General features: G+C 52.9%; 25 protein-coding genes. 5 read left to right on the top strand and 20 right to left on the bottom strand.

The features are described 5' to 3' along the window. The first annotated feature begins 142 nt into the window (after nucleotides 1–142). The 5 genes from nirB (at nucleotide 143) to On2M_RS01700 (ending at nucleotide 5,846) form a co-directional block, all read left to right on the top strand. Nucleotides 143–2,686 (top strand): nitrite reductase large subunit NirB, encoded by a 2,544-nt coding sequence (nirB, locus tag On2M_RS01720; RefSeq protein ID WP_210904208.1) that lies wholly within the window; start codon nucleotides 143–145, stop codon nucleotides 2,684–2,686. After that, nucleotides 2,683–3,009: a nitrite reductase small subunit NirD gene (gene nirD / locus On2M_RS01715; protein WP_151216835.1), complete on the top strand. Its 327-nt coding sequence runs from the start codon at nucleotides 2,683–2,685 to the stop codon at nucleotides 3,007–3,009. Before nirB ends, nirD begins: the two co-directional genes overlap by 4 nt. Before the next feature lie 195 nt (nucleotides 3,010–3,204). Continuing rightward, complete coding sequence (gene nirC, locus On2M_RS01710; protein ID WP_151216836.1) at nucleotides 3,205–4,014, top strand: nitrite transporter NirC; 810 nt, start codon at nucleotides 3,205–3,207, stop codon at nucleotides 4,012–4,014. A gap of 15 nt (nucleotides 4,015–4,029) precedes the next feature. Next, nucleotides 4,030–5,403, top strand: a complete 1,374-nt coding sequence (gene cysG, locus On2M_RS01705) for a siroheme synthase CysG (RefSeq protein ID WP_151216837.1) — start codon at nucleotides 4,030–4,032, stop codon at nucleotides 5,401–5,403. 272 nt (nucleotides 5,404–5,675) lie between these two features. Continuing rightward, the gene (locus tag On2M_RS01700) at nucleotides 5,676–5,846 is read left to right on the top strand and encodes a YhfL family protein (protein ID WP_187253783.1); all 171 of its coding nucleotides are present in this window, start codon (nucleotides 5,676–5,678) and stop codon (nucleotides 5,844–5,846) included. 67 nt (nucleotides 5,847–5,913) lie between these two features. On the opposite strand, the gene On2M_RS01695 is transcribed toward On2M_RS01700, so the two are convergent. From On2M_RS01695 to On2M_RS01600, 20 genes are all read right to left on the bottom strand, one after another. After that, the gene (locus On2M_RS01695; RefSeq protein ID WP_151224121.1) at nucleotides 5,914–7,008 is read right to left on the bottom strand and encodes an aminotransferase class I/II-fold pyridoxal phosphate-dependent enzyme; all 1,095 of its coding nucleotides are present in this window, start codon (nucleotides 7,006–7,008) and stop codon (nucleotides 5,914–5,916) included. A 13-nt stretch (nucleotides 7,009–7,021) separates the two neighbouring features. Beyond that, nucleotides 7,022–8,326 (bottom strand): YhfT family protein, encoded by a 1,305-nt coding sequence (locus On2M_RS01690; RefSeq protein ID WP_151216839.1) that lies wholly within the window; start codon nucleotides 8,324–8,326, stop codon nucleotides 7,022–7,024. Between the two features lie 11 nt (nucleotides 8,327–8,337). After that, nucleotides 8,338–8,691 (bottom strand): DUF2620 domain-containing protein, encoded by a 354-nt coding sequence (locus On2M_RS01685; RefSeq protein ID WP_187253785.1) that lies wholly within the window; start codon nucleotides 8,689–8,691, stop codon nucleotides 8,338–8,340. Between the two features lie 10 nt (nucleotides 8,692–8,701). Further along, nucleotides 8,702–9,580, bottom strand: coding sequence for a phosphotriesterase-related protein (locus On2M_RS01680; protein ID WP_151224122.1), 879 nt, complete (start codon nucleotides 9,578–9,580; stop codon nucleotides 8,702–8,704). Beyond that, nucleotides 9,577–10,803 carry a phosphopentomutase gene (locus On2M_RS01675; protein ID WP_210904207.1) on the bottom strand — a complete coding sequence of 409 codons (1,227 nt, stop codon included), beginning with the start codon at nucleotides 10,801–10,803 and terminating at the stop codon, nucleotides 9,577–9,579. The genes On2M_RS01680 and On2M_RS01675 overlap by 4 nt, the downstream gene beginning before the upstream one ends. After that, on the bottom strand, nucleotides 10,803–11,966 hold the full coding sequence (locus tag On2M_RS01670) for a YhfX family PLP-dependent enzyme (protein ID WP_151216842.1): 1,164 nt from the start codon (nucleotides 11,964–11,966) through the stop codon (nucleotides 10,803–10,805). Before On2M_RS01670 ends, On2M_RS01675 begins: the two co-directional genes overlap by 1 nt. Before the next feature lie 83 nt (nucleotides 11,967–12,049). After that, a complete protein-coding gene (locus tag On2M_RS01665) occupies nucleotides 12,050–12,412 on the bottom strand; it encodes a PRD domain-containing protein (RefSeq protein ID WP_151216843.1) in 363 nt (120 codons plus the stop codon). A gap of 15 nt (nucleotides 12,413–12,427) precedes the next feature. After that, nucleotides 12,428–13,333, bottom strand: a complete 906-nt coding sequence (gene yhfZ / locus On2M_RS01660; protein WP_151216844.1) for a GntR family transcriptional regulator YhfZ — start codon at nucleotides 13,331–13,333, stop codon at nucleotides 12,428–12,430. A 165-nt stretch (nucleotides 13,334–13,498) separates the two neighbouring features. Continuing rightward, complete coding sequence (gene trpS, locus On2M_RS01655; RefSeq protein WP_151216845.1) at nucleotides 13,499–14,503, bottom strand: tryptophan--tRNA ligase; 1,005 nt, start codon at nucleotides 14,501–14,503, stop codon at nucleotides 13,499–13,501. After that, the gene (gene gph, locus On2M_RS01650; protein WP_003837920.1) at nucleotides 14,496–15,254 is read right to left on the bottom strand and encodes a phosphoglycolate phosphatase; all 759 of its coding nucleotides are present in this window, start codon (nucleotides 15,252–15,254) and stop codon (nucleotides 14,496–14,498) included. Before gph ends, trpS begins: the two co-directional genes overlap by 8 nt. Continuing rightward, nucleotides 15,247–15,924 (bottom strand): ribulose-phosphate 3-epimerase, encoded by a 678-nt coding sequence (gene rpe / locus On2M_RS01645; RefSeq protein ID WP_003023561.1) that lies wholly within the window; start codon nucleotides 15,922–15,924, stop codon nucleotides 15,247–15,249. The genes gph and rpe overlap by 8 nt, the downstream gene beginning before the upstream one ends. A 17-nt stretch (nucleotides 15,925–15,941) precedes the next feature. After that, nucleotides 15,942–16,778 carry an adenine-specific DNA-methyltransferase gene (gene dam / locus On2M_RS01640; protein ID WP_151216847.1) on the bottom strand — a complete coding sequence of 279 codons (837 nt, stop codon included), beginning with the start codon at nucleotides 16,776–16,778 and terminating at the stop codon, nucleotides 15,942–15,944. Between the two features lie 117 nt (nucleotides 16,779–16,895). Beyond that, the gene (damX, locus tag On2M_RS01635; protein WP_210904206.1) at nucleotides 16,896–18,185 is read right to left on the bottom strand and encodes a cell division protein DamX; all 1,290 of its coding nucleotides are present in this window, start codon (nucleotides 18,183–18,185) and stop codon (nucleotides 16,896–16,898) included. Between the two features lie 96 nt (nucleotides 18,186–18,281). After that, nucleotides 18,282–19,370, bottom strand: coding sequence for a 3-dehydroquinate synthase (gene aroB / locus On2M_RS01630; RefSeq protein ID WP_210904205.1), 1,089 nt, complete (start codon nucleotides 19,368–19,370; stop codon nucleotides 18,282–18,284). 57 nt (nucleotides 19,371–19,427) lie between these two features. Beyond that, nucleotides 19,428–19,949 carry a shikimate kinase AroK gene (aroK, locus tag On2M_RS01625; protein ID WP_210904204.1) on the bottom strand — a complete coding sequence of 174 codons (522 nt, stop codon included), beginning with the start codon at nucleotides 19,947–19,949 and terminating at the stop codon, nucleotides 19,428–19,430. A gap of 404 nt (nucleotides 19,950–20,353) precedes the next feature. Next, nucleotides 20,354–21,601 (bottom strand): DNA uptake porin HofQ, encoded by a 1,248-nt coding sequence (hofQ, locus tag On2M_RS01620; RefSeq protein ID WP_187253789.1) that lies wholly within the window; start codon nucleotides 21,599–21,601, stop codon nucleotides 20,354–20,356. Beyond that, nucleotides 21,504–21,917 carry a HofP DNA utilization family protein gene (locus On2M_RS01615; protein ID WP_187253790.1) on the bottom strand — a complete coding sequence of 138 codons (414 nt, stop codon included), beginning with the start codon at nucleotides 21,915–21,917 and terminating at the stop codon, nucleotides 21,504–21,506. Before On2M_RS01615 ends, hofQ begins: the two co-directional genes overlap by 98 nt. Beyond that, nucleotides 21,907–22,362 (bottom strand): hypothetical protein, encoded by a 456-nt coding sequence (locus tag On2M_RS01610; RefSeq protein ID WP_210904203.1) that lies wholly within the window; start codon nucleotides 22,360–22,362, stop codon nucleotides 21,907–21,909. Before On2M_RS01610 ends, On2M_RS01615 begins: the two co-directional genes overlap by 11 nt. Then, nucleotides 22,346–22,885, bottom strand: a complete 540-nt coding sequence (locus On2M_RS01605; RefSeq protein ID WP_187259972.1) for a PilN domain-containing protein — start codon at nucleotides 22,883–22,885, stop codon at nucleotides 22,346–22,348. Before On2M_RS01605 ends, On2M_RS01610 begins: the two co-directional genes overlap by 17 nt. Beyond that, nucleotides 22,885–23,664, bottom strand: a complete 780-nt coding sequence (locus On2M_RS01600) for a DNA utilization protein HofM (protein ID WP_210904201.1) — start codon at nucleotides 23,662–23,664, stop codon at nucleotides 22,885–22,887. Before On2M_RS01600 ends, On2M_RS01605 begins: the two co-directional genes overlap by 1 nt. Between the last annotated feature and the right edge of the window lie 62 nt (nucleotides 23,665–23,726).

Here is a 23,726-nt window from a genome sequence, read left to right as displayed (position 1 = left end):
TTAATTCCGTAACTTATAAAAATGCAGTTAAATCAGCCATATACCTCTTAAGGAGTATATAAAGGCGAATTTGATTTGCATCAATAAGCGGGGTTGCTGAATCGTTAAGGTAGGCGGTAATAGAAAAGAAATCGAGGCAAAAATGAGCAAAGTCAGACTCGCTATTATCGGTAATGGTATGGTCGGCCATCGCTTTATTGAGGATCTTCTTGATAAATCCGACGCTGCCAATTTTGATATTACCGTCTTCTGTGAAGAACCCCGCAAAGCGTACGACCGTGTACACCTGTCTTCCTACTTCTCCCACCACACCGCCGAAGAGCTTTCTCTGGTGCGTGAAGGATTCTACGAGAAGCACGGCGTTAAGGTGTTAGTGGGCGAGCGCGCAATTACTATCAACCGCCAGGAGAAGGTGATCCACTCCAGCGCAGGTCGTACGGTCTATTACGATAAGCTGATCATGGCGACGGGCTCTTACCCGTGGATCCCACCGATTAAAGGTTCGGAAACCCAGGACTGTTTCGTTTACCGGACCATTGAAGACCTCAACGCTATTGAGTCTTGCGCGCGTCGTAGTAAGCGCGGCGCCGTCGTCGGTGGTGGCCTGCTGGGTCTGGAAGCCGCTGGCGCTCTGAAAAACCTCGGCGTTGAAACTCACGTCATTGAATTCGCCCCGATGCTGATGGCTGAACAGCTGGATCATATGGGTGGCGAGCAGTTACGTCGCAAAATTGAAAGCATGGGCGTGCGTGTGCACACCAGCAAAAATACCAAAGAGATCGTTCAGGAAGGCACCGAAGCACGCAAAACCATGCGTTTTGCCGATGGTAGCGAACTGGAAGTCGATTTCATCGTCTTCTCCACCGGTATTCGCCCACGCGACAAACTGGCGATTCAGTGCGGCCTGGACGTCGCGCCGCGCGGCGGGATCGTGATTAACGATTCTTGCCAGACCTCTGACCCGGATATCTACGCCATCGGCGAATGCGCCAGCTGGAACAACCGCGTGTATGGTCTGGTGGCCCCAGGCTACAAAATGGCGCAGGTTGCCGTTGACCATATTCTCGAAACCGAAAACGCCTTTGAAGGCGCGGATCTGAGCGCCAAGCTGAAGCTCCTCGGCGTAGATGTTGGCGGGATTGGCGATGCGCATGCGCGCACGCCGGGCGCCCGTAGCTACGTCTATCTCGACGAAAGCAAAGAAGTCTACAAACGCCTCATCGTTAGCGAAGATAACAAAACCCTGCTCGGCGCGGTTCTGGTGGGCGACACCAGCGATTACGGCAATTTGCTGCAACTGGTGCTGAACGCCATCGAACTGCCAGAAAATCCGGATTCACTGATTCTGCCAGCACACGCAGGCAGTGGTAAGCCGTCTATCGGCGTGGATAAACTGCCGGACAGCGCGCAGATTTGCTCCTGCTTTGATGTCACTAAAGGCATGCTGGTTGCCGCTATCAACAAAGGCTGCCACACCGTGGCGGCGCTTAAAGCAGAAACCAAAGCCGGTACCGGCTGCGGCGGGTGTATCCCGCTGGTAACGCAGGTTCTGAACGCCGAACTGGCGAAACAGGGGATCGAAGTTAACAACAATCTGTGTGAGCATTTCCCGTACTCACGTCAGGAACTGTTCCATCTGATCCGTGTAGAAGGTATTAAAACCTTCGAAGAACTGCTGGCAAAACACGGGAAAGGCTACGGCTGTGAAGTGTGCAAACCGACCGTAGGTTCCCTGCTGGCGTCCTGCTGGAATGAGTACATCCTCAAACCACAGCACACACCGCTGCAGGACACCAACGACAACTTCCTGGCAAACATCCAGAAAGACGGTACCTACTCCGTGATCCCGCGCTCTGCGGGCGGTGAAATTACGCCGGAAGGCCTGGTTGCCGTGGGTCGTATCGCGCGTAAATTTAACCTGTACACCAAAATCACCGGTTCTCAGCGTATCGGCCTGTTCGGCGCGCAGAAAGATGACCTGCCGGAAATCTGGCGCCAGCTGATTGAAGCGGGCTTTGAAACCGGCCATGCGTACGCCAAAGCACTGCGTATGGCGAAAACCTGCGTCGGTAGCACCTGGTGTCGTTATGGCGTCGGCGATAGCGTCGGCTTCGGCGTGGAACTGGAAAATCGCTACAAAGGTATTCGTACCCCGCACAAAATGAAATTCGGCGTCTCCGGCTGTACCCGCGAATGTGCGGAAGCTCAGGGCAAAGACGTGGGTATTATCGCCACTGAGAAAGGCTGGAATCTGTACGTTTGCGGTAACGGTGGGATGAAACCTCGCCATGCGGATCTGCTGGCAGCGGATATCGATCGCGAAACGCTGCTCAAGTACCTTGACCGTTTCATGATGTTCTATATCCGTACCGCCGATAAACTGACCCGTACCGCGCCATGGTTAGACAATCTGGAAGGCGGTATCGAGTATCTGAAATCAGTCATCATCGACGACAAACTGGGTCTGAACCAGCACCTGGAAGAAGAGATGGCCCGTCTGCGTGAGGCGGTGGTCTGCGAGTGGACGGAGACTGTTAACACCCCATCCGCACAGGTTCGCTTCAAACACTTTATCAACAGCGATCAACGCGATCCGAATGTCCAGGTTGTGCCTGAACGTGAACAACATCGTCCGGCCACGCCATACGAGCGTATCCCGGTCACTCTGGTGGAGGAAAACGCATGAGCCAGTGGAAAAACATCTGCAAAATCGATGACATTCTGCCTGCAACAGGCGTCTGCGCCCTGTTAGGTAGCGAGCAGGTTGCGATTTTCCGCCCATATCACAGCGACCAGGTGTATGCGATCAGCAACATTGACCCGTTTTTTGAGTCGAGCGTGTTGTCTCGTGGGCTGATTGCGGAGCATCAGGGCGAATTGTGGGTCGCCAGCCCGCTGAAAAAACAGCGCTTTCGTTTAAGCGACGGACTGTGCATGGAAGACGAACAGTTCTCCGTGAAACATTACGAAGCCCGCGTGAAAGACGGCACGGTACAACTGCGCGGTTAATTAATTTTTGGGAGGCGCAACGCCTCCCCTTTTTTGTATTTTTTTCATTGTAATTGTTATCACCAAATCATTTGTGCTGCATCGCGGCGGCAACTGAGCAATCCCCCAGGAGCATAGTTCACTATGTGACTGGGGTGAGCGAGGGCAGCCAACAAAGAGGCAGTGCAAAGGATGAAGTGAGAAAAGGATAATCAAATGTTTACTGACACTATCAATAAGTGTGCGGCCAATGCTGCGCGCATCGCACGCCTGTCGGCTAATAACCCACTCGGATTCTGGGTCAGCTCCGCCATGGCAGGAGCCTATGTTGGCCTTGGCATCATCCTTATTTTTACGCTCGGTAATCTGCTTGACCCGTCTGTGCGTCCGCTGGTGATGGGTGCAACCTTTGGTATTGCATTGACGTTGGTGATTATTGCCGGTTCCGAACTGTTCACAGGCCATACAATGTTCCTGACACTTGGCGTAAAAGCGGGCACCATCAGCCACGGTCAGATGTGGGCCATTTTGCCGCAAACCTGGCTGGGAAATCTGGTGGGTTCCGTGTTTGTCGCCCTGCTGTACAGTTGGGGTGGCGGTAGCCTGCTGCCGGTCGATACCAGCATTGTACATACGGTTGCACTGGCAAAAACCACCGCGCCTGCAACGGTGCTTTTCTTTAAAGGCGCGCTGTGTAACTGGTTGGTTTGTCTGGCTATCTGGATGGCAATCCGTACCGAAGGTACGGCAAAGTTCCTCGCAATCTGGTGGTGTTTGCTGGCATTTATCGCTTCCGGCTATGAGCACTCGGTTGCCAACATGACACTGTTTGCCCTCTCCTGGTTCGGTCATCACAGCGAGGCGTATACCTTGTCAGGAATTGGTCATAACTTGCTGTGGGTGACACTCGGTAATACTTTGTCCGGTGTCGTATTCATGGGATTGGGTTATTGGTATGCTACGCCAAAATCGGAGCGTCCGGCTCCGGCAAAAATCAACCAGCCAGAGGCGGCTGCTAATAATTAATTAAGGGGTAATGTCGTGGACCATTTGCCTATATTTTGTCAACTACGTGACCGCGACTGCCTGATCGTCGGCGGTGGTGATGTCGCAGAACGCAAAGCGCGGTTACTGCTGGAAGCGGGCGCCCGTTTAACGGTTAATGCGCTGGCGTTTATTCCGCAGTTTACCGTATGGGCAGATGAAGGCATGCTGACGCTGGTTGAGGGACCGTTCGATGAGTCCCTGCTCGACACCTGCTGGCTGGCTATTGCCGCCACCGATGACGACGCCGTCAACCAAAGCGTCAGTACTGCTGCGGAGTCACGCCGCATCTTCTGTAACGTGGTCGATGCGCCAAAAGCAGCCAGTTTTATCATGCCCTCCATTATCGATCGCTCGCCGCTGATGGTGGCGGTTTCCTCCGGCGGTACATCGCCGGTGCTTGCCCGTCTGCTGCGTGAAAGACTCGAATCCTTACTGCCTCAGCATCTGGGTCAGGTCGCGCAGTATGCAGGCAAGTTGCGTTCCCGGGTGAAAAAACAATTTGCCAGTATGGGTGAACGTCGCCGCTTCTGGGAAAAATTGTTCGTTAATGACCGACTGGCACAGTCGCTGGCGAACAGCGATCAGAAGGCCGTCGAGGAAACCACCGAGCAGTTGCTCAGCGAACCGCTGGACCATCGTGGTGAAGTGGTGCTGGTTGGCGCCGGTCCTGGCGATGCCGGGCTATTGACACTGAAAGGGTTACAGCAGATCCAGCAAGCGGATGTCGTGGTTTATGACCGTCTGGTTTCCGACGACATCATGAATCTCGTACGCCGCGATGCTGACCGGGTGTTTGTCGGTAAACGCGCGGGCTACCACTGCGTCCCGCAGGACGAGATTAACCAGATCCTGCTGCGTGAGGCGCAACAGGGCAAACGCGTCGTGCGACTGAAAGGTGGCGACCCGTTCATCTTTGGCCGCGGCGGTGAAGAGCTGGAAACCTTGTGCCACGCCGGTATTCCATTCTCCGTTGTGCCAGGGATTACCGCAGCATCCGGTTGTTCTGCCTATTCCGGCATTCCGCTGACCCATCGTGATTACGCCCAGAGTGTACGTCTGGTCACCGGACACCTGAAAACCGGCGGAGAGCTGGACTGGGAAAACCTTGCAGCCGAAAAACAGACGCTGGTGTTCTATATGGGACTGAACCAGGCCGCAACCATCCAGGAAAAATTGATCGAGTTTGGCATGCAGCCTGATATGACTGTCGCGCTGGTAGAAAACGGGACTTCCGTGAAGCAACGCGTCGTCAACGGGGTACTGACGCAGCTCGGTGAGCTGGCACAACAGGTTGAAAGTCCGGCGCTGATTATTGTCGGTCGCGTGGTTGGACTGCGTGATAAACTCAACTGGTTCTCAAACCATTAATTGAACGTTAAATAGATGCCCTTAATATCAGGGCATCTATTTATGATTCATAAGAATCAATATTTAATCTACACAATATATCATTCATAGCATTCATCATTTCATTAATTACAGATACATTTCATAGTATTTTAATCCATTAAAAATATATTCCACACAAACATTACTATGTCCTTATTCGGACTATTTAAAATTTTCCTTAGTTGATATCTTAATCGACGAGAAATGGATTTCATCCATTTAAAAAACAGATATCTTACAAGGATTTTATCATGTTTAAATTTGCAAAAATCACCATCGTGGCAGGTGTACTGGCTACGCTGACTGCATGTACTGGTCATATCGAAAACAAAAAAAATAACTGTAGCTACGATTACTTACTGCATCCGGCTATTTCAATTTCTAAAATTATTGGTGGTTGCGGCCCGGCTGCAGATCAGTAATAGAAGCGATTGCGCAGATACAAAAAAACCGGGAACTCCCCGGTTTTTCCATTTATAGATTAGATACTCATTCACACATCATCGCATTCACGCTCTCGCGCAAAATACGTAGTACGGTCTCTTCTCCACTGCGATTTGGATTAATGCGAATCGCATAATCACCCAACGACGGATTTGCTTCACGAAATGTCCCGGAAAGGCGATAGAACAGCGGCGGGATCTCATACTTCGACTCAGCTCCCACCGGGTACGGTAGCGCGCCTCTTTCTTGCGCCACCTTCAGCACGCGGGCGGCAATCGGCTGGTGAAACTCCACGATCAGCACCTTCGACTGGGCATTGGCAATAACAGCCTGTTTCACCTCGGGTAGCACTCCGCTATTGAGCATCGTTAGCAGCCGTTCAGTTACCCCAGCCTGTACCGCATGCATTACAGGGGCGAAAACCAGGCCACGCAGCACTTCCAGTGCTTGCCCCCCCTGGATCTGGCTGCCACCGGAATAGAGGCTGGTACGGATTTTAGCGATAACCTCCGCCTTGCCGACAACCGCCCCTACGCCTTCCGGACCGAAGAGCTTAAAGCAGGAAAAGGTGGACAGCGTCGCCCCTCGTTCACAACCAATTCCGTCTACTTTCATCACCGCGTAGTTATCATCGGTTAACGTCGGTACACCGCATTGCGTTATTTCCGCCAACACATCCGCTAAAACGTAACGGTCCTGCGGTTGCTGCCGCGTATGCTGTACCAGCGCGGCGTCAGGGCGATACTGCGTAATAGCCCGCATGATTGCCGAGGGGCAGTTGAAATCAGCCCTGACCAGGGTGATGCCCATCTGCTCGATGATCACCTGTGTTGTCGGATACACAGGCGCGTCGTGAACCAGCAGTCGCTGCCCAGGTTTGAGGAGTGCAGCCAGCCCGGCGCGAATAGCCCCGGTGCCTGCGCCCTGGACCAAGGCAGCGGCCTCAGCATGAAAAGCCTCGGCCAACACCTTTTCCACACGCTGCGTGACCCGGGGCTGATTCAGCCCCGGAGCCAGTCCCAAATCTCCGCCGGACAGAAAATCAGCACCCGGAAAGTGACGGCAGATCACATCCACCAACGCAAACTGCTTCTGCTGTGCCTGCGCAATCGTCAGGCTTTGCAGAGGGAACGTCTTCATGTTTTACACCTCCTCAGGCCGGAACAAACAGACCAAACCAGTAGAGAATATTCAGCACAATACCGGTGATCATTACTGCCACGACCGGGGCTGCCATCTTCTGAACCGGACGCCCTATCGATTCGTTGAGGAAGTAGATCGCCACCGCAATCGAGAAACCGGTGTAGCCAGCCATCTTGATGGCGGCAAAAATCGAGCCTACCAACAGCGCCATTTCCATCAGCATATTCATCGCATTACGAATATTGTCCGACGCGTTACGCACTGATGGATAACGCCCCAGCCATTTGCCAATTGAGCGTAGCAGCAGCACTTCTGCGGAAATCACGATAGCGCCAAGGATTGCCGCTATCCACGGGTTCGGAGCCAGATAGCCAACGGAATAAACAAAGGTGAAGCCCGCTACCGCGTATACACCGGTTGCCAGCGCGGTGGTGGCAATCAACGGCACAAAACCCAACCCACGCATAAATTCTGCCAGCGCCGCCTGGTTAACCAGCGTCTGCGATTGCTCCGGCGTAATCCCCGCCGAATAGGCTTTTTCCAGCGTAAAAATTGAAACTTCGCTACCAGCGAAAATCTTCATACTGGCGACGGCGGCAATCAGTGCACCGACAATCGCGATGTACGGCAGGTTTTTAATAATCCGCGAGGTTCGTTCTTCAAAGACCGATAGCCCGCTGCCATCCATCTCTTCATCGCCACGGTGGCGAATATCATGCGTAATGGCAATCACCAGCAGCATCATCATCCCCACAAAAATCTCAATCGATTCCGGGTTCAGATGCGGGAAGTAACGCACCACCACGACGCGGGTCATCAGCACCACCACCGCCGCGATAATGCTGTGTTTCCAGCCAAACTGGTAGAAAATCGCGACCAGCGGGAAAAGTGCGAATGCGGAAACGACCGGAGAACTCAGCTCGCCAAGGCTACCCAGTACATCAACCGGCAACGCTGTGAGCAGATGGTTCACCGGCAGCAGGCAGGTCAGAATCAGTACGCCCCAGATAGCACCCAGACCGAACGCCAACAGGCTGTTCATTGCCAGCACGCCGAGAATATCCGTCGGCAGGAACAGCAGCCAGGCGTTAAGTAAGCCGGTTTTCAGAGTAAAGGAGATCCCAACCGACGCGACAAAGCCAATACTCAGACCAAACGCGATACTTCCCGCCTCGCGGCGATTCATGTACCCCTCGATCAGCTGCGGCAGAATCGGACGGATGCCGTCATGAAAGACAGCCGCCGAACGATGCGCCAGAAGTGACGTCATGCCGGTCAGGCAGGCCACCACCACAATCTGAATATACAGATCCATAGTCATGCCTTTTATTTCAGATGGTTAACCAGCATCGGAATCGCATGTTCAACATGTTCGACGGAGAGACCAAATGCCACTTTCCCTTCCGCGACCATTTTTGCGATCTGTTCGTCTTTCGCCTTAATACCCGGCTTGGCGATAGTGCAGCTTTTGTTGTAGCCAATCACCGCGATGGCAATCGACAGCGCAGCCCCCGCGCCGGTGTTACACGCACCGATGTAGTAATCCAACTGTCCGGATTTCACCTTCATTGCCGCCTCCATATCGTTATGAATGGAGACTTCAAAACAGCCCGGAGCGGCAGTTTCGATAGTTTTTTTAATCTGCTCACGCTGTAAGCCAGCAACGCCAATCTTTTTCATGATTCTGTCCTTATTGGAAAAATTTTGAAGGGTTATCATGTAACATCGTGTCCACATCGGCCTGACTGAATCCTGACTGGCGCAGCTGTGGGATAAAGGTGGTTAACAGGTAGTCGTAGCCATTACCGCCATTGGCTTTTAAATGCGAGCGGCGGGTAATGTCCATAGAGAGCATGACGTGGCTAAGCAGTCCGCGATCGCGTATCGCATGCAGCATGGCGATGCGTTTCTCATCCGGGTAATAGTTGTTTTTACCGATGGTATCGAACTGCACATACGCGCCGAGATCAATCATGCGATAGATGTTGTCGAGGTTATCTTTCAAATCACAATGACCCACGGTCACACGGGAAAGGTCAACGCCGTGCGCCTTCAGCAGAGCCAGCTGTTCCAACCCCATCGTGCTAAAAGAGGTATGGGTCGAGATAGGGCGTCCGGTTTCGCGATGTGCCCGCGCTGCAGCGATAAACACCTTCTCTTCAAGCGGCGTAATTACCCCTTCGCTGGAGCCGATTTCCGCGATAATTCCGGCTTTCAATTCAGTGCCATCAATACCGACGACAATCTCATCGACCATCTCCTGCGCGAGCTGTTCTACGCTGCAGGTTGCGACATGTTCAGGGAAAAACGCATCCTGGTAATAGCCTGTACAGGCCATAACGTTAATTCCGGTATCACGCATCAGTGAGAGCATGAATTGCGGATTACGTCCCATATAGCGGTTGGTCATCTCAATAATGTTGCTGACGCCTGACGTCCGGAGATCCTTCATCTCCTGACAGATGAGATCGTACTGATCTAACCGGCAGTCGAGGTTATTCTTGAACCCGGAGAGATCGATATGCAGATGCTCGTGGACCCAGGTGTAGCCCGTCGGATCAAAATTCATAAGGTGTCTCCTGAAAGCCGTAAAGCCGAAAGAAAAGAGCTGCCGTTTTGCGGTCGCTGCGCGCCAAAAAACTCGCACACCGTCGCGCCAACATCGGATAACGTCGCCCGGATGCCTAATTGCGCAGGCTCCAGGCCCTGTTGATACACCAGAACTGGCACAACTTCCCGGGTATGATGGCTGTGCCCAATGGTCGGATCGTTGCCGTGATCGGCCATGACCACCAGACAGTCATTGGGATCCATGGCAGCCAGAAGGCGCGAAAGATTAAGATCGACAAGCTGTAATCGTTCGGCATACCGCGCGACGTCTTCAGCGTGCCCGGCAAGATCGGTTTCCTGAATGTTGGTACAGATAAATACCGTCGACTCAGCGTTAAATTCGTTAAGGGTGATATCCATGATCTGCTGGCTATCCACCAGGTTTTGCCAGTTGCGCCCGTGCGGATTGCCAACGATATCCGCCACTTTACCGACCAGCACGGTAGGGATCCCGGCGTCATGCAGTTTTTGCGGTACTTGTACCTGCTCATCTACGCCAAAGCCCATATGCCTGACCTGAAAGCCGTTTTCATACGCGCCAGAACGTGGGGCATTAATGCCAACAAAGCGCCCTTCCATCGTTTCGGCGGCATCCAGAATGCGCTGGCTGTTCGCAAGCTGGCCGCCAAAGGTTATGACGCGCCCGACCTGAACCTGTTCACGCACTATGCGGCCAATCTTTAGCACCTCATCAAACGCAATGGCGGACAGGTTGGCAGTGACGTTGTAGACCTGACCTAAATCAGCCTCGAGGTTATCGCCCACCGCAACCGCATCGTTGACCCACAGAAACGCCAGCTCGCTACCACGGCGTTCCACCTGCCAGCCCGCCAATTTCAGCGCTTGCTCAACGCCATCGATGACGTCGTTAAATGGCATCCGCAGCGGCGCCTGAGGCCGTGTGCCTAAAATTTCCTGATGCCCCATAAAGGTATCGCCACCTTCATGCTGCAACTGTGCAACGCCCCAGACTGCCGATTCCGAAGGATTCATCACGCCTGGCGTATAACCCAACGCGTTAATCAATCCCAATTTTTCCAGCGTAGGTAGTCGTAACTGCGGGAATTCACTCAGGATATGTCCACAGGTATTCGCCCCGGCATCCTGAGGTCTAACCCGCGCAACGTCTTTCATTGCGCCGACGCCAAAACTGTCGATTACCAACACCACGAATCGGGCCATTAGTCCTCCAGAATATTGCCGAGACTGTCATAACGCGCGACGATTTCAGCCACGCCACGCTGGATACCCGACACCAACACCACGTCGCTGCGCGTCACGAAAATCTGGGTGCGAAAACAGAAGATCACTGCGCTGCTCACCGGAAACTCACCGGCTACGGGCAGGTAGTAATCGATACTGCTGTCGTCAACGGGTTTTAGCTTCGCGGCTATGGGGGCGTCATTTTCCGGCGTAAAGACCAGTGCGTTTTGCGCATGACCGCGACGGTAATAGCCCCCGCCGTAGCAATAACTGTCCCCGCGAAACGTGTGCGAGACCTCGCTCAGCCACAGCATCGCAATACGTTCAGGCTGGTCGCCCTTTTGATTGGCAGGGATGGTGCCTGTCAGCGCATGACCCGGCTCGGCGTGAGTGACGCCATATTCCGCCAGTAGGGGTAATGATGTGCAGCTACTGGCTGACGGCGCATTAAGCTGATCAATAGTAATTCCGGCTTGGGCCAACTGACGCCGGGCACTCACCAGCGTGTGCAGATTAGGCGTCGGCATCGTCTGCGCGGAGTTTTCATCCCATAACAGGCACGGGAAATGGGTGAGGCCGCTCAGGCGCAGGCCCGGCAGTCTGCGGATTTCATTGACCACATCCGTCAGATATATCAGCGGAAAGCCGCTTTCTTGCCCCGGATAGAGAAAATCATCCTTGTCATACACCTTCAGCATCACGTTTTGCTGGCAACCGGCCTTCACCGCCGCCGCCGAAACTTCGCGCGCTTTCTCCAGCGAAAACAACGTAATGACCTCGGTTCCTTGTGCGACAGCCTGATTGACCTGTCGCGAAGGGATCTGCACCAGATGTCCCTGATGCGCCACCGGCAACCCGGCACGGCGCATGACGCGACTCTCCTTGTAATCGACAACCACGATGCCTTCATAGCCAAGCTGCAATAGTTTCTCCGCCAGCCATGGATTGCGTCCAACCTGTTTAGTCATCAGGTACAGCGAGATGCCATACTGCCTGGCGACGTCCAGCAGGCGTTTGCCATTATCAATAACCTGGTCAACATCAATAACCCAACTGTCAGGCGCGATCTTTCCCTGCTGCCACAGCGCGACAGCGGCGGAGATTAGCGCGGGGTTCTGGCGTTTCAATGCGTCTATAAACATTTCTCTGCCTCGTTTCTAATCCTTCAGCTAAATATTCATTTTTTTGAATATTTAGGATGCAATACGCTATTTCCCCATTGATTTCAGACATCTTCGTGTGCCGCCATCCACAATCCATACAAGTTCGCCAGCATGTAGCCTTCTTCATTCACATGTAGCGTCACCGTGAATTCTTTCAGCAATGCCTGATGGACCAGTAAAATAGTCGGCCAGAGATGAGATTGCGCCAGTTCCTCCAGCAGCTCACCATCCAGCGCTTCAATCACCTCGCCCTGGCGACTGCGCATGAGCGCACTCGCCATATGCGTCATCGCCATGGTTCCTTGCTCGCTGTGAATCGGCAAACGCCATTCTTCGTCCAGCCGCCTGACGACCTGCAGCATGCCGCTGCAAATATCCTTGTCGATAACACCTGCTTCACACAGCAGGTTCAACCTGTTTTCCATGTCGTTCGCCTTCACTTAATAACTGGGTTCCTGTTCACCGTTCGCCACACGTTGTTGGTGGGCGAGCAGTGCCTCTTTATTAACAACCGCCCGCAGTAACTGTTGCATCGGATAATCCTCTGCCCGGGTCAGCACCACCGCCTCCGTGGCCTGTAGAAATCGCGGATCGTTGGTGAGCGGCGTGGCTTCTAATCCCAGTACCGCCAATTCGGCCTCTGCTACCACGTTCCAGATCACCGCATCGACATCTCCTTTCGCGATGCGCTGCAAACTCTCGTGGTAAGGCATATCGATCAGTTCAACGTCACGATCGCCAAAACAGGCCTCGGTCATGATTTTCTGATCCGCCGAGCGATTATCGAGCCCGACCCGTTTTACCGCGGCACATTCGCCTTTGCGACAAATCAGTTGATGTTCGCCGACGTAGGTATGCGGCCCCAGCGCCAACGTGATGCGCAGCCCGTCCTGGGCAAGATAACTTTCCGCAGCCAGGCGAGAAACCACCGCCATGTCGTAAACGCCGTTTAGCAGGCATTCCACGCGAATATCGGCCCCACGCATGTGTGCGTAATAAAACGGGATCCCATCAAACTGTGCCTTAAGCCCACTCGCCAGCCCTTCATATAAACGGGTGTAGGGTAGCGGCATCGCACAGACCACAGTATTGATATCCACATGCGTCAACAGCGTGCGGTTATCCATCTCTACCAGGTAACTACCATTACGCCCACGACGCTCAATACGGATCGCGCCTGACGATTCCAGTGTTTTTAGCGCGGCCTGCGTTAATCCCACCGACGAGCGGCATTCGCTCGCCAGTTCATCAATGGTTTTCAAACGGTTACCACACTTTTCACCGAGCAGGTAACGGGCCAGGGTTGTCAGTACAACCCCTTCCTTCTTAATAAATGTCCGACTCATTATATATTTTCAGTAAATTGAATATTTATATCTTCATTAAAATGAAAATATAGCGCAACAAGGAAATATGCAAACGGCGAGGTGCTTCACAGTTTTTGCTATTCACAAACAAACAGGCGAAAAAAAACCGGGTATAACCCGGTTTCTTCAGAACTGCAGCGCGTATTACGGCTTGGCGACAAAACCAATGGCTTCATAAACGGCTTTCAGCGTAACAGACGCACGGGCGCTGGCTTTTTCAGCACCGTCTTTCATCACTTTCTGCAGGAAAGCTTCATCGTTACGGAAACGGTGATAACGCTCCTGAAGCTCGGTTAGCATGCCGGAAACAGCCTCAGCAACTTCGCCTTTCAGATGGCCATACATTTTGCCTTCGAAGTGTTTTTCCAGCTCCGGAATGCTCTGGCCAGTGACGGCAGAGAGGATATCCAGCAGGTTGGAAACGCCCGCTTTTTCTTTCACATCGTAACGAACAACTGGCGGCTCTTCCGAGTCGGTCATCGCACGTTTGATTTTTTTGACGACAGATTTCGGGTCTTCCAGCAGGCCGATAACGTTGTTGCGGTTGTCATCAGATTTTGACATCTTCTTCGTCGGCTCCAGCAGCGACATCACACGCGCGCCGGATTTAGGAATGAACGGCTCCGGCACTTTGAAGATGTCGCCATACAGGGCGTTGAAGCGCTGGGCGATGTCGCGGCTCAGCTCCAGATGCTGTTTCTGATCTTCGCCAACCGGGACCTGGTTGGTCTGATACAGCAGGATGTCTGCCGCCATCAGTACCGGATAATCAAACAGCCCGGCGTTAATGTTCTCCGCATAACGTGCGGATTTATCTTTGAACTGGGTCATACGGCTCAGCTCACCGAAATAGGTGTAGCAGTTCAGTGCCCAACCTAACTGTGCGTGTTCCGGCACATGAGACTGGACGAAAATGGTGCTTTTTTCAGGATCAATACCGCATGCCAGGTATAGCGCCAGCGTATCCAGCGTTGCTTTACGCAACTGCTGAGCGTCCTGACGAACGGTGATAGCATGTTGGTCAACGATGCAGTAGATGCAATGGTAGTCATCCTGCATGCTCACCCACTGACGCAGCGCACCCATATAGTTGCCAATGGTCAATTCACCTGAGGGCTGTGCGCCACTAAAAACGATGGGCTTAGTCATTTTTTGATTCCTGATTTTCGCTATGCGGAAGCCCGAGAGCGGGCAGTAGTTCATTAATACGGTCGTAAATAACGTCGGGCTGGCTCAGCGCGATCGACTCGCCGTAGTTGTAGCCATAGGTCAGGCCAACGGACGGGCAACCAGCAGCTTTTGCCGCCTGAATATCATTGCGTGAATCCCCTACGAAGAGCATTTGCTCAGGCTTGATGCCAAGCTTACTTGCCACCAGCAGCAGCGGATCCGGATGGGGTTTTTTATTCTGCACGTCGTCGCCACCGATGACCACGCTAAAGTATTTGGCGATATCTAACGCCTCAAGCAATGGCGCGACAAACGGGGTCGGTTTGTTAGTCACCAGACCCAGCGGCAATCCTTTCGCATGCAGCGCGCCCAACGTATCGGCTACATCAGGGAACAGGAATGTCCCCTCTTCTGCGACATCGCCGTAGTATCTGTCGAACAGCTTGCGCAAAATCCGCACCTGTTCCTCGGCGGGAATATCATCATCAACGGGTGGTTTACCCATTGTTTTACGTAATGTCGCGCGCTCCTGACGAGACCACGCCAGCGCGCGCTCCATTAGTACATCTGCACCGTTACCAATCCAGGTGATAACGCGTTCTTCACCGGCCACCGGCAGTTCCAGCGCATACAGCGCCATATCCACCGCTGCGGCTAATCCCGGCGCGCTGTCGACCAGCGTGCCGTCGAGGTCAAATGCAGCGCCCCGAATATCCTGAAACTTATCCATGACTTACCTTCGCCAGTTCATTGCGCATTTCATCAATGACTTTTTTGTAGTCTGGTTGGTCGAAAATAGCAGAGCCTGCGACAAACATATCTGCACCCGCCGCCGCGATCTCACCGATGTTGTTCACCTTGACGCCGCCGTCCACTTCCAGACGGATATCGTAGCCAGACTCATCAATACGGCGACGTACTTCACGCAGCTTATCCAGCGTTTGTGGGATGAAAGACTGCCCGCCAAAACCTGGGTTAACGGACATCAGCAGGATCACGTCGAGCTTATCCATGACGTAGTCCAGATAGCTCAGCGGCGTTGCCGGGTTGAATACCAGGCCCGCTTTACAGCCATGTTCTTTGATCAGCTGTAAAGTGCGATCGACATGCTCGGAGGCTTCCGGGTGAAAAGTAATGATGCTGGCGCCGGCTGCGGCGAAGTCCGGGACAATACGATCGACCGGTTTCACCATCAGGTGAACATCAATCGGGGCGGTAATGCCATATTTACGCAACGATTTCAGCACCATCGGGCCGATGGTCAGGTTCGGTACGTAATGATTGTCCATGACATCGAAGTGCACGACGTCGGCTCCGGCAGTCAGCGCTCTCGCGGTGTCCTCACCCAGGCGGGCAAAATCAGCCGACAGAATTGAGGGGGCGATCAAATACTGTTTCATCCGCTTCTCCTTGAGAATTATTTCTTCGCAGGCGTTACAACTCCTGGTTTATACAGTGCCAGCAGTTCATTCACCTTTTTACGCGTGCCGCCATTGCTGCTAATGCTGCGCCGCACTTTGACCTGAAAATGTTTCGCCGCGCTGTACCATTCACGGGTATCGGGCGTGTCATGATTCGAAATTAACACCGGGATCTGCTTACTGACCAGCTTTTCTGCCATCTGGGCCAGATGCGCCTGCTCTTTCGGGCTAAAGCTATTGGTATGATACGCGGTGAAATTTGCCGTCGCCGAAAGTGGTGCATAAGGCGGGTCACAATAGACCACAGAGTTACTGTCTGCTCGATCCATACACTCTTCATAAGAGAGGCAATGGAACTCCGCATTCTGCGCTTTTTCAGCAAAATGGTACAACTCGGCTTCCGGGAAGTAAGGTTTTTTATAACGACCAAACGGTACGTTAAACTCGCCGCGCAGGTTGTAACGGCATAATCCGTTGTAACCAAAGCGGTTCAGATACAAGAACAGCACTGCACGGCGGAACGGATCCTGGCTGGCATTAAATTCTTCTCTGAACCGATAGTACACCTCAGCCTGATTGGTTTCAGGCATAAACAGCTCGCGTGAAGCCTGCACATACTCATCGGTACGCGTCTTCACGATGTTATAGAGACTGATGAGGTCGCTGTTGATATCGGCAAGAATATAACGAGAAAAGTCGGTGTTGAGAAACACCGACCCGGCACCCACGAAGGGTTCAATCAGGCACTCACCCTGAGGTAAATGCCGTTTGATATCATCAAGCAGGGGATATTTCCCCCCTGCCCATTTCAAAAAAGCGCGATTTTTTTTCATGCTGACTAACTAATTACACCTTCTCCGGCTGTGGAGAAAGCTCCGACAGCATCCTGCGCTTTAGTCTTTGTCCCGCAATTGGGCGAAACAGCAAACCATTGCAGAACATATCCTATCTTACTTCAAATCGGCCTGAACCTGGTGCAGCGGTTTTGCCCACGGGTTTTTCGCCTGAATATCGGCGGGTAACGTAGACACTGCACGTTTCGCATCTTCTTTAGAGGCATAAACGCCCGTCACCAGAACATACCACGGTTGACCGTTACGCGTCGTCTGGTACACCACGTAGTTCTTCAGGTTTTCTTTCTTCGCCCAACCGTTCAGGTTGTCGTAGTTAGAAGAACTGCTGAGCTGCAGCGTGTAATGGCTGGACGGCGCAGCTTTTAACGCACCGACATTTCCAGCACTTTTCGCTCCGCCAGCAACAGGTGTTGACGTTGTTGCCGTCGCAGTTGGCGCAGGCGTTGCAGTCTGGGCTGGCGTCGTCGCCGCGGTTGCTTTCGGCGTAGCGGTTACCACTGGCGCTTTAGTTGTGGTCGTCGGTGCAGTTGCGGTTGGTTTTGCCTGAACAACAGGTTTCGGCTCTGCCGGCGTTGTTTTCACCGTGGTTTGCGGCTTGCTCTTCGGCTCAATAACAGCCTGTTTACGTTCCTGGCGCGTAGCAGCAGGACGTTCAGTCGTTTCCGTTTTCGCAGTCTGGCGCGCAGCATTACCATTACGAACGGGAGCTACGGTCGCAGGTTCGGTCGGCAGCGTAGAGTTAACTACAACATTATTAACCTGCTCCTGACCCTGCGGTTGCGTCAAAGCGTTGTTCAGATCGCCCTGCACTTCAACACGCTGTTGGCCTTCGGTTGCCGCAGGTGTCTGACCTTGAGTCGGCGTGGAGGAAATCGGTGGCAGGGAAACATCCTGCTGAGTATTGCCCGCAGTTTGCTCAGCGCCCGCTGCAGGCGTAGTCGTACTCGCCTGATCCGTTGCATTGCTGCCAGAAAGGTCGATGCTCTTCTCACCAGATGCTGTCTGATCATTGGAAGAAGATGATGAGGGGGCTTTCAGCGCAGAACCGATACCGATAATCAGCAGCAGGAGCACCAGAACACCGACCCCCATCATCATATACTGACGTGAGGCAGGCTTACTGGCGGCTTTCTTACGCTTGCGCGGACGGCGTTCTACACGCTCTTCATCCACGTTATCGTCTTCAGATTCATACTCTTCTTCAATGTCCCGCTCTTCTTCACGCTCTTTACGTGCGCGCGCAGGACGGCGATCGTCAGCATCCAGATCAACATCATCAAAATTGATTTGCGGCTCATTATCGCGTTCAGACGATTGACGAGAACGACCAGTACGACGATCGCTGGGATCGGGTTTCAGCTCGTCTTCTGGTTTGAATTCATCCATTTAACACCCCACTCAAAGGTTAATGCTTACGACTTTGCACATAACCTGAAGCTAAAAGACCTACGTTTCGCAACGTAAGCCAGACCTTTCTTGTTGTTACGCCAGCTGGCAATCAGCAATAGCGTTAAGAACCACCTCGTGCGACACTCCGCCGCGCACTTCACTCTTCCCTATAGCCTGCGGAAGCACTAAACGAATCTCTCCCGCTAACACTTTTTTATCTCGTAGCATGTGCGGCAGATAAGCCTCAGTGGACATTTCACGCGGCCCATTAACCGGTAAGCCTGCTCGCTGTAACAGCGTAATGATGCGCTGCGTATCAGCACAGGTAAACTGACCCAGGCGTTCAGACGTACGGGCAGCCATTACCATACCTGCTGCAACTGCTTCACCATGTAACCAATTGCCATAACCCATTTCAGCTTCGATCGCATGGCCAAACGTGTGCCCCAGATTCAGTAAAGCACGTAAGCCCATTTCGCGCTCGTCTGCTGCGACAACTTCTGCTTTCAGCTCACAACAACGACGAATACAGTACGCCATCGCCGGACCGTCCAGACGCAACAACGCATCCAGATTGTCTTCCAGCCAGCTGAAAAACTTACCGTCAAGAATGATGCCGTATTTGATCACTTCCGCCAGGCCCGATGCCAGCTCACGCGCAGGAAGCGTTTTCAGACAATTGAGATCCACCACCACAGAGGCCGGTTGGTAAAACGCGCCAATCATGTTTTTACCGAGGGGATGGTTTACGGCGGTTTTGCCGCCAACGGAAGAGTCGACCTGCGACAACAGGGTTGTTGGGACTTGAATAAAACGAACACCGCGCTGATAGCTGGCTGCCGCAAAACCGGTCAGATCGCCAATCACGCCGCCGCCAAGTGCGACTAACGTGGTATCACGACCATGTGGTTTTTGCAGTAACGCAGTGAAAACCGTATCCAGAACCGTCAGGCTTTTATACTGCTCGCCATCGGGGAGGATAACGCTATCAACGTTAACACCCGCCTGTTCAAGTACGCCGCGGACCTTATCGAGATAAAGGGGAGCCAGGGTTTCGTTGGTCACCAACATAACCTGATCGCCCGATTTCAGCGGTAAGAATGAAGCTGGCTCATTAAACAAACCAGCCGCGATGGTGATAGGGTAACTACGTTCCCCGAGAGTGACTGTGATCCTCTCCATTACGCGACATCCACCTTAGTTACTTGTACCCGCAGACGAGTGTGTATTCAGCCAGAATTAGTTGCTTTCCAACATATGAATAATCTGGTTTGCTACGACTTTTGCGCTCTGATCGTCGGTGCGAATGGTCACGTCAGCAATCTCTTCATACAAAGGATTACGTTCGTCAGCCAACGCTTCCAGAACTCCACGAGGCGGTGATTCTACCTGCAGCAGCGGGCGTTTCTTGTCACGTTGAGTACGCGCAAGTTGTTTTTCAATTGTCGTTTCAAGATAGACCACGACGCCACGCGCGGAGAGACGGTTACGTGTTTCACGTGATTTTACAGAGCCACCGCCAGTTGCCAGCACAATACCCTGTTTTTCCGTCAACTCGTTGATGACTTTTTCTTCGCGATCACGGAAGCCGTCTTCACCTTCTACATCGAAGACCCAGCCCACATCAGCTCCGGTTCGTTTCTCAATCTCTTGATCAGAATCGTAAAATTCCATATTGAGTTGTTGAGCTAACTGGCGCCCAATAGTGCTTTTTCCGGCACCCATAGGCCCAACCAGAAAGATATTGCGTTTCTCTGCCATTTTTTCGGTACTACTAAGACTATTCGTTAATGGTAAACCCGCTTCGCAGACACCCAGCGCAGCAGGACATGAACTGAAACCTCATAAGATATTGCGAGAGTCAGACTGAAAATTATCTCAATACTCAAGCGGGTTTGGCAACTGAATAAATCACCAAACCTTACGCATTTCTGGTCGTGGCAGGCATGCTACCCTGCAAACATCAGACCTGGCGACGTATCGCGCAGCCAAATGACACGAAATAAGCCTATGACACACCACCGGAAAGGCAAAGCGTATTCATTGCCGCATAAGTAAAGAAAAGTACCGACGCTCAAATCGGTACTCCTTGTATGCTAAATACTCCCGCACGTCAAATCCCTGAAACGTGTTCAGTGCAAAAACAACGGCTTTTCATGCATAAGTTATTCCGTTAAAACCAGTCTGGGCGTAATAAACACCACTAATTCGCGCCGTTCGTCTTCTTTTCCATCATGGCGAAAGAGAGAGCCAAGCCAGGGAATATCGCCTAACAGCGGCACGCTGTCGGCAGCGGATTTATTTTTGTGTGAAAAAATCCCGCCCAGGGCAATCGTTTCGCCGCTTTTTACCTCGACCTGCGTTTCAATTTCCTGCTTATCTATAGCCAGAACTTCGCCATCCGCCTGTTGTAACACCTGCCCGGGAACATTCTGGCTGATATGCAGTTTCAGCCTGATTCGTCCTTTCTGCAACACGGTAGGCGTTACCTCCATCCCCAATACAGCTTCTTTAAACTCGACGGATGTCGCGCCGCTTTCACCGCTGGAGACCTGATATGGGATTTCGCTACCCTGCTTAATACTGGCAGGTTGCAGGTGAGAAGCCAGTAAACGTGGACTGGCGATGATATCCAACTGCTGTTTTTGCTCCAGCGCAGACAGCTCCAGTTCGAGTAAACGACCGTTAATGCGGCCAATGTTAAATCCTACACGGGTTGTAGCGGTGGCGACAGAGAGATCGCTGGCAAGCGTTGTAACATTACCCACCGTACCGGGTTGCTGTGCGTCAGCCAGCGACCACTTAACCCCCAGCTCACGCAAACTTTTTTCATTAATTGTGACGATATGCGCCGCCAGCTCAACCTGTGCAACCGGCAGATCCATTTGCGCCACCCACTTTTCCAGTGCGTTAAGCGCAACGCGATTATCACGCAGCAGTAAACGGTTGGTTCGTTTATCCACCGTCATGCTGCCTTTGGCGCTAAGCAGCTTTTCTCCGGCCTTGGCCAGCTCGGATGCATCGGCATAGTGCAAAATGATGCTGCGATGTTCCAGTGGTAAACTGGCCTGAGTCCGTGCCTGCTCATTTTCCTGGCGGGCCGCATTTTCACTCTGCCATTGAACAGAATGCACATGCAGAATATTGCCCTCCTGGCGTAATACCAGCCCGGCGCTTTTCACTACCGTTTGCAATGCCTGCTTCCAGGGCACATTCGTCAGATGCAGTGACAGCACACCGCTAACATCCGGTGAAACCACCAGGTTTTTCTGTTCTTGTTCAGCTAATGCCTGCAATACCTGCACAACCGGCACTTCATCGACCACCAGCGTCACGTTTTGTGATTTCCCCGCCAGCACGCTGGGAATCACGACCATTACCATTATCACTATCCACGCCATCCTTCGCTTCATTTACCGCTCCTTGTCGTTGCCACTGCCACTGTGGTGGCTCGCAGTTTTTCCCTATGTCGAGGGTTATGCTCTGAGCTGTTATCTGTGCCACCTTCCAACCGTTTTTTAGGACCTCATTTCGCTCCACCCGCCGCCATTTATGTTGGTTATCCTGCACGATGCCGATGGGTCGTGTGTCCTGGCTCACCATTCCCTGAAAACGCCATGCTGACAGTTCAGCAATTTGGCAGTGGTCTTCCGGCGGCAGGAAGGGATTACGCATACCGGTGAGCACCAGTACGCTTACGCATGCCAACAACCAACGTTTAACCGTCATTCAGGCGCTCCAGTTGTAGCGTTAGCAGCAATTCAGCTCCTTCCTGGCTGAGAGAAAATTGGCTAACGTTCATTCCCTGTTCCGCCAGTTGGACAAACATCATCGGGATGGCATCCCAGGCTGGCTTGAGCGTCATCTCTCCACCCTGAGCGGAGGGCTGCCAGTGGAGAAGACGTGTGTGCAGAGTCTGAAACAGCAGCGGAGAGAACGGAATCAGCGGCTCTTCAGGAGCTTCTGATGATGTCGCCAGCAAATATAGATTTCGCCATTGTGTCTGAATGGCCGCACGTTGCTGGTTGAGCGCCTCTTGATGCATCACCCGTTTCTGCGCGACGGGATGAAGACAGAGCAAGACGGCGATAAGCAGTCCCAGCAGCCAGCCACACCAGCAAATGAGCCGAAAGCGCGGCGACTGTGCTAACCAGCTATCACAGAGCGTTATCATGCGCACCGCTCCGCGTTAGTCGATAGTGGAATTGCCAGCGACCCTGCGCATCCTGCTGCGTTTCCCCTGGGCTGTTCAACTGAAACCGCGACGGCTGGCGTAATTGCGCTTCCAGCGTCTTTAGCGCCGCAAAATTCAGCGTGTTTCCCGTCAGCTCCAGCGTCTCCTGCTGCCAGGTGATTTTTGTAAACCACGCCTGCTCTGGCAGTAATTCCGCTAGCCCTTGCAAAACCAGCTGCCAGCTTCGGGTCTGCTCACGCTGCCTGTTTCGTTCTTTTACCTGCAGCCATCGTTGCTGGCGATGCTTCATGCGCGGCTTTAGCGCCATTAAGGCCTCGCCTCGCGTCTTTTCGGCATCAGCCAGCAACAATTCAATCCGGGTTTCTACGTAAAAAACGCTGCAATAGCGCAACAACACGCCAATGCTAAGCACTAGCGAAGCGCTAAATAAAACGCCCCAGAAACGCAGGCAGGCGCGTCGTCGCGTCTGGCGCCAGGGGAGGAGGTTGATGGTCGCTATCATTAGCACACGCCTCCCATAGCGAGTCCCAAAGCAATGGCGAAACGATGGCTTTGCGTGGGAATGGGCGGCTGGCGCACGGACACCACGCTTAACGGATCGAAGCCGTCGAGGTCACATAGCGCAATGGCTGTCGTGGGAAGAGACAATGTCGCGGCAAGCTCGTCGATACTGCCAATATCACCCGTTGATTTACGTCCCCATGCCGAATGGGTAGCCCACAGCCACTGGGCGTCATCACGCCATACCAAACACTGTTGATGTTCTGGCAAATAGGGAATAAATCGCTGTAACGCACTGGCATCCGGGGTAATCGCCGTAACCTGCACTTTCAGCGTTTGAATAAGCGTCAGCAGTGTTGAAATCTCTTTGCTTTGCGCGGCAGTGACGTTAAACACCGGGCTCAATGCGTCTTCGCTATAATCGAAATGCAGCGCATCTGGTGCCATATCCAGTTCACGCGCCATCGAACCGGATAACCATGCGGTTTGCTCCGGCTCGCGTAATGTCATATCCGGACGAGGGTACTTTTTTTGTAAAGTCCTGTTGGCGGGAAAGGAAAGATGAATATGGTGTCGGCGAGGAAGCTCACGGCTCCACGGCAGTAGCGCAGCGACAAGCTGTTCAGGCTCGCGAATGTGGCCATCGACGATAACCTGAGGCGTCAGCGGTATGCGCCACCAGCGTTGTAGAAACCAACCGGATGCGTCGCGAACAGCGGCGACTGCCAGCGCTTCATGTTGCTGAATATGCAGACCAATTTTCCAGATATTGAAAGCCATTGCTGATGATCTCCGTATCACCCGTTGCTTTAACGGGTATATCAATGCGTCTGGCTTGCCTT

The sequence above is a fragment of the Citrobacter sp. On2M genome, from assembly GCF_018035235.1.
GTDB lineage: Bacteria > Pseudomonadota > Gammaproteobacteria > Enterobacterales > Enterobacteriaceae > Citrobacter > Citrobacter meridianamericanus.
The sequence above is the reverse complement of the archived record's forward strand: the minus strand, read 5'-3'. Positions and strand labels throughout refer to the sequence as shown.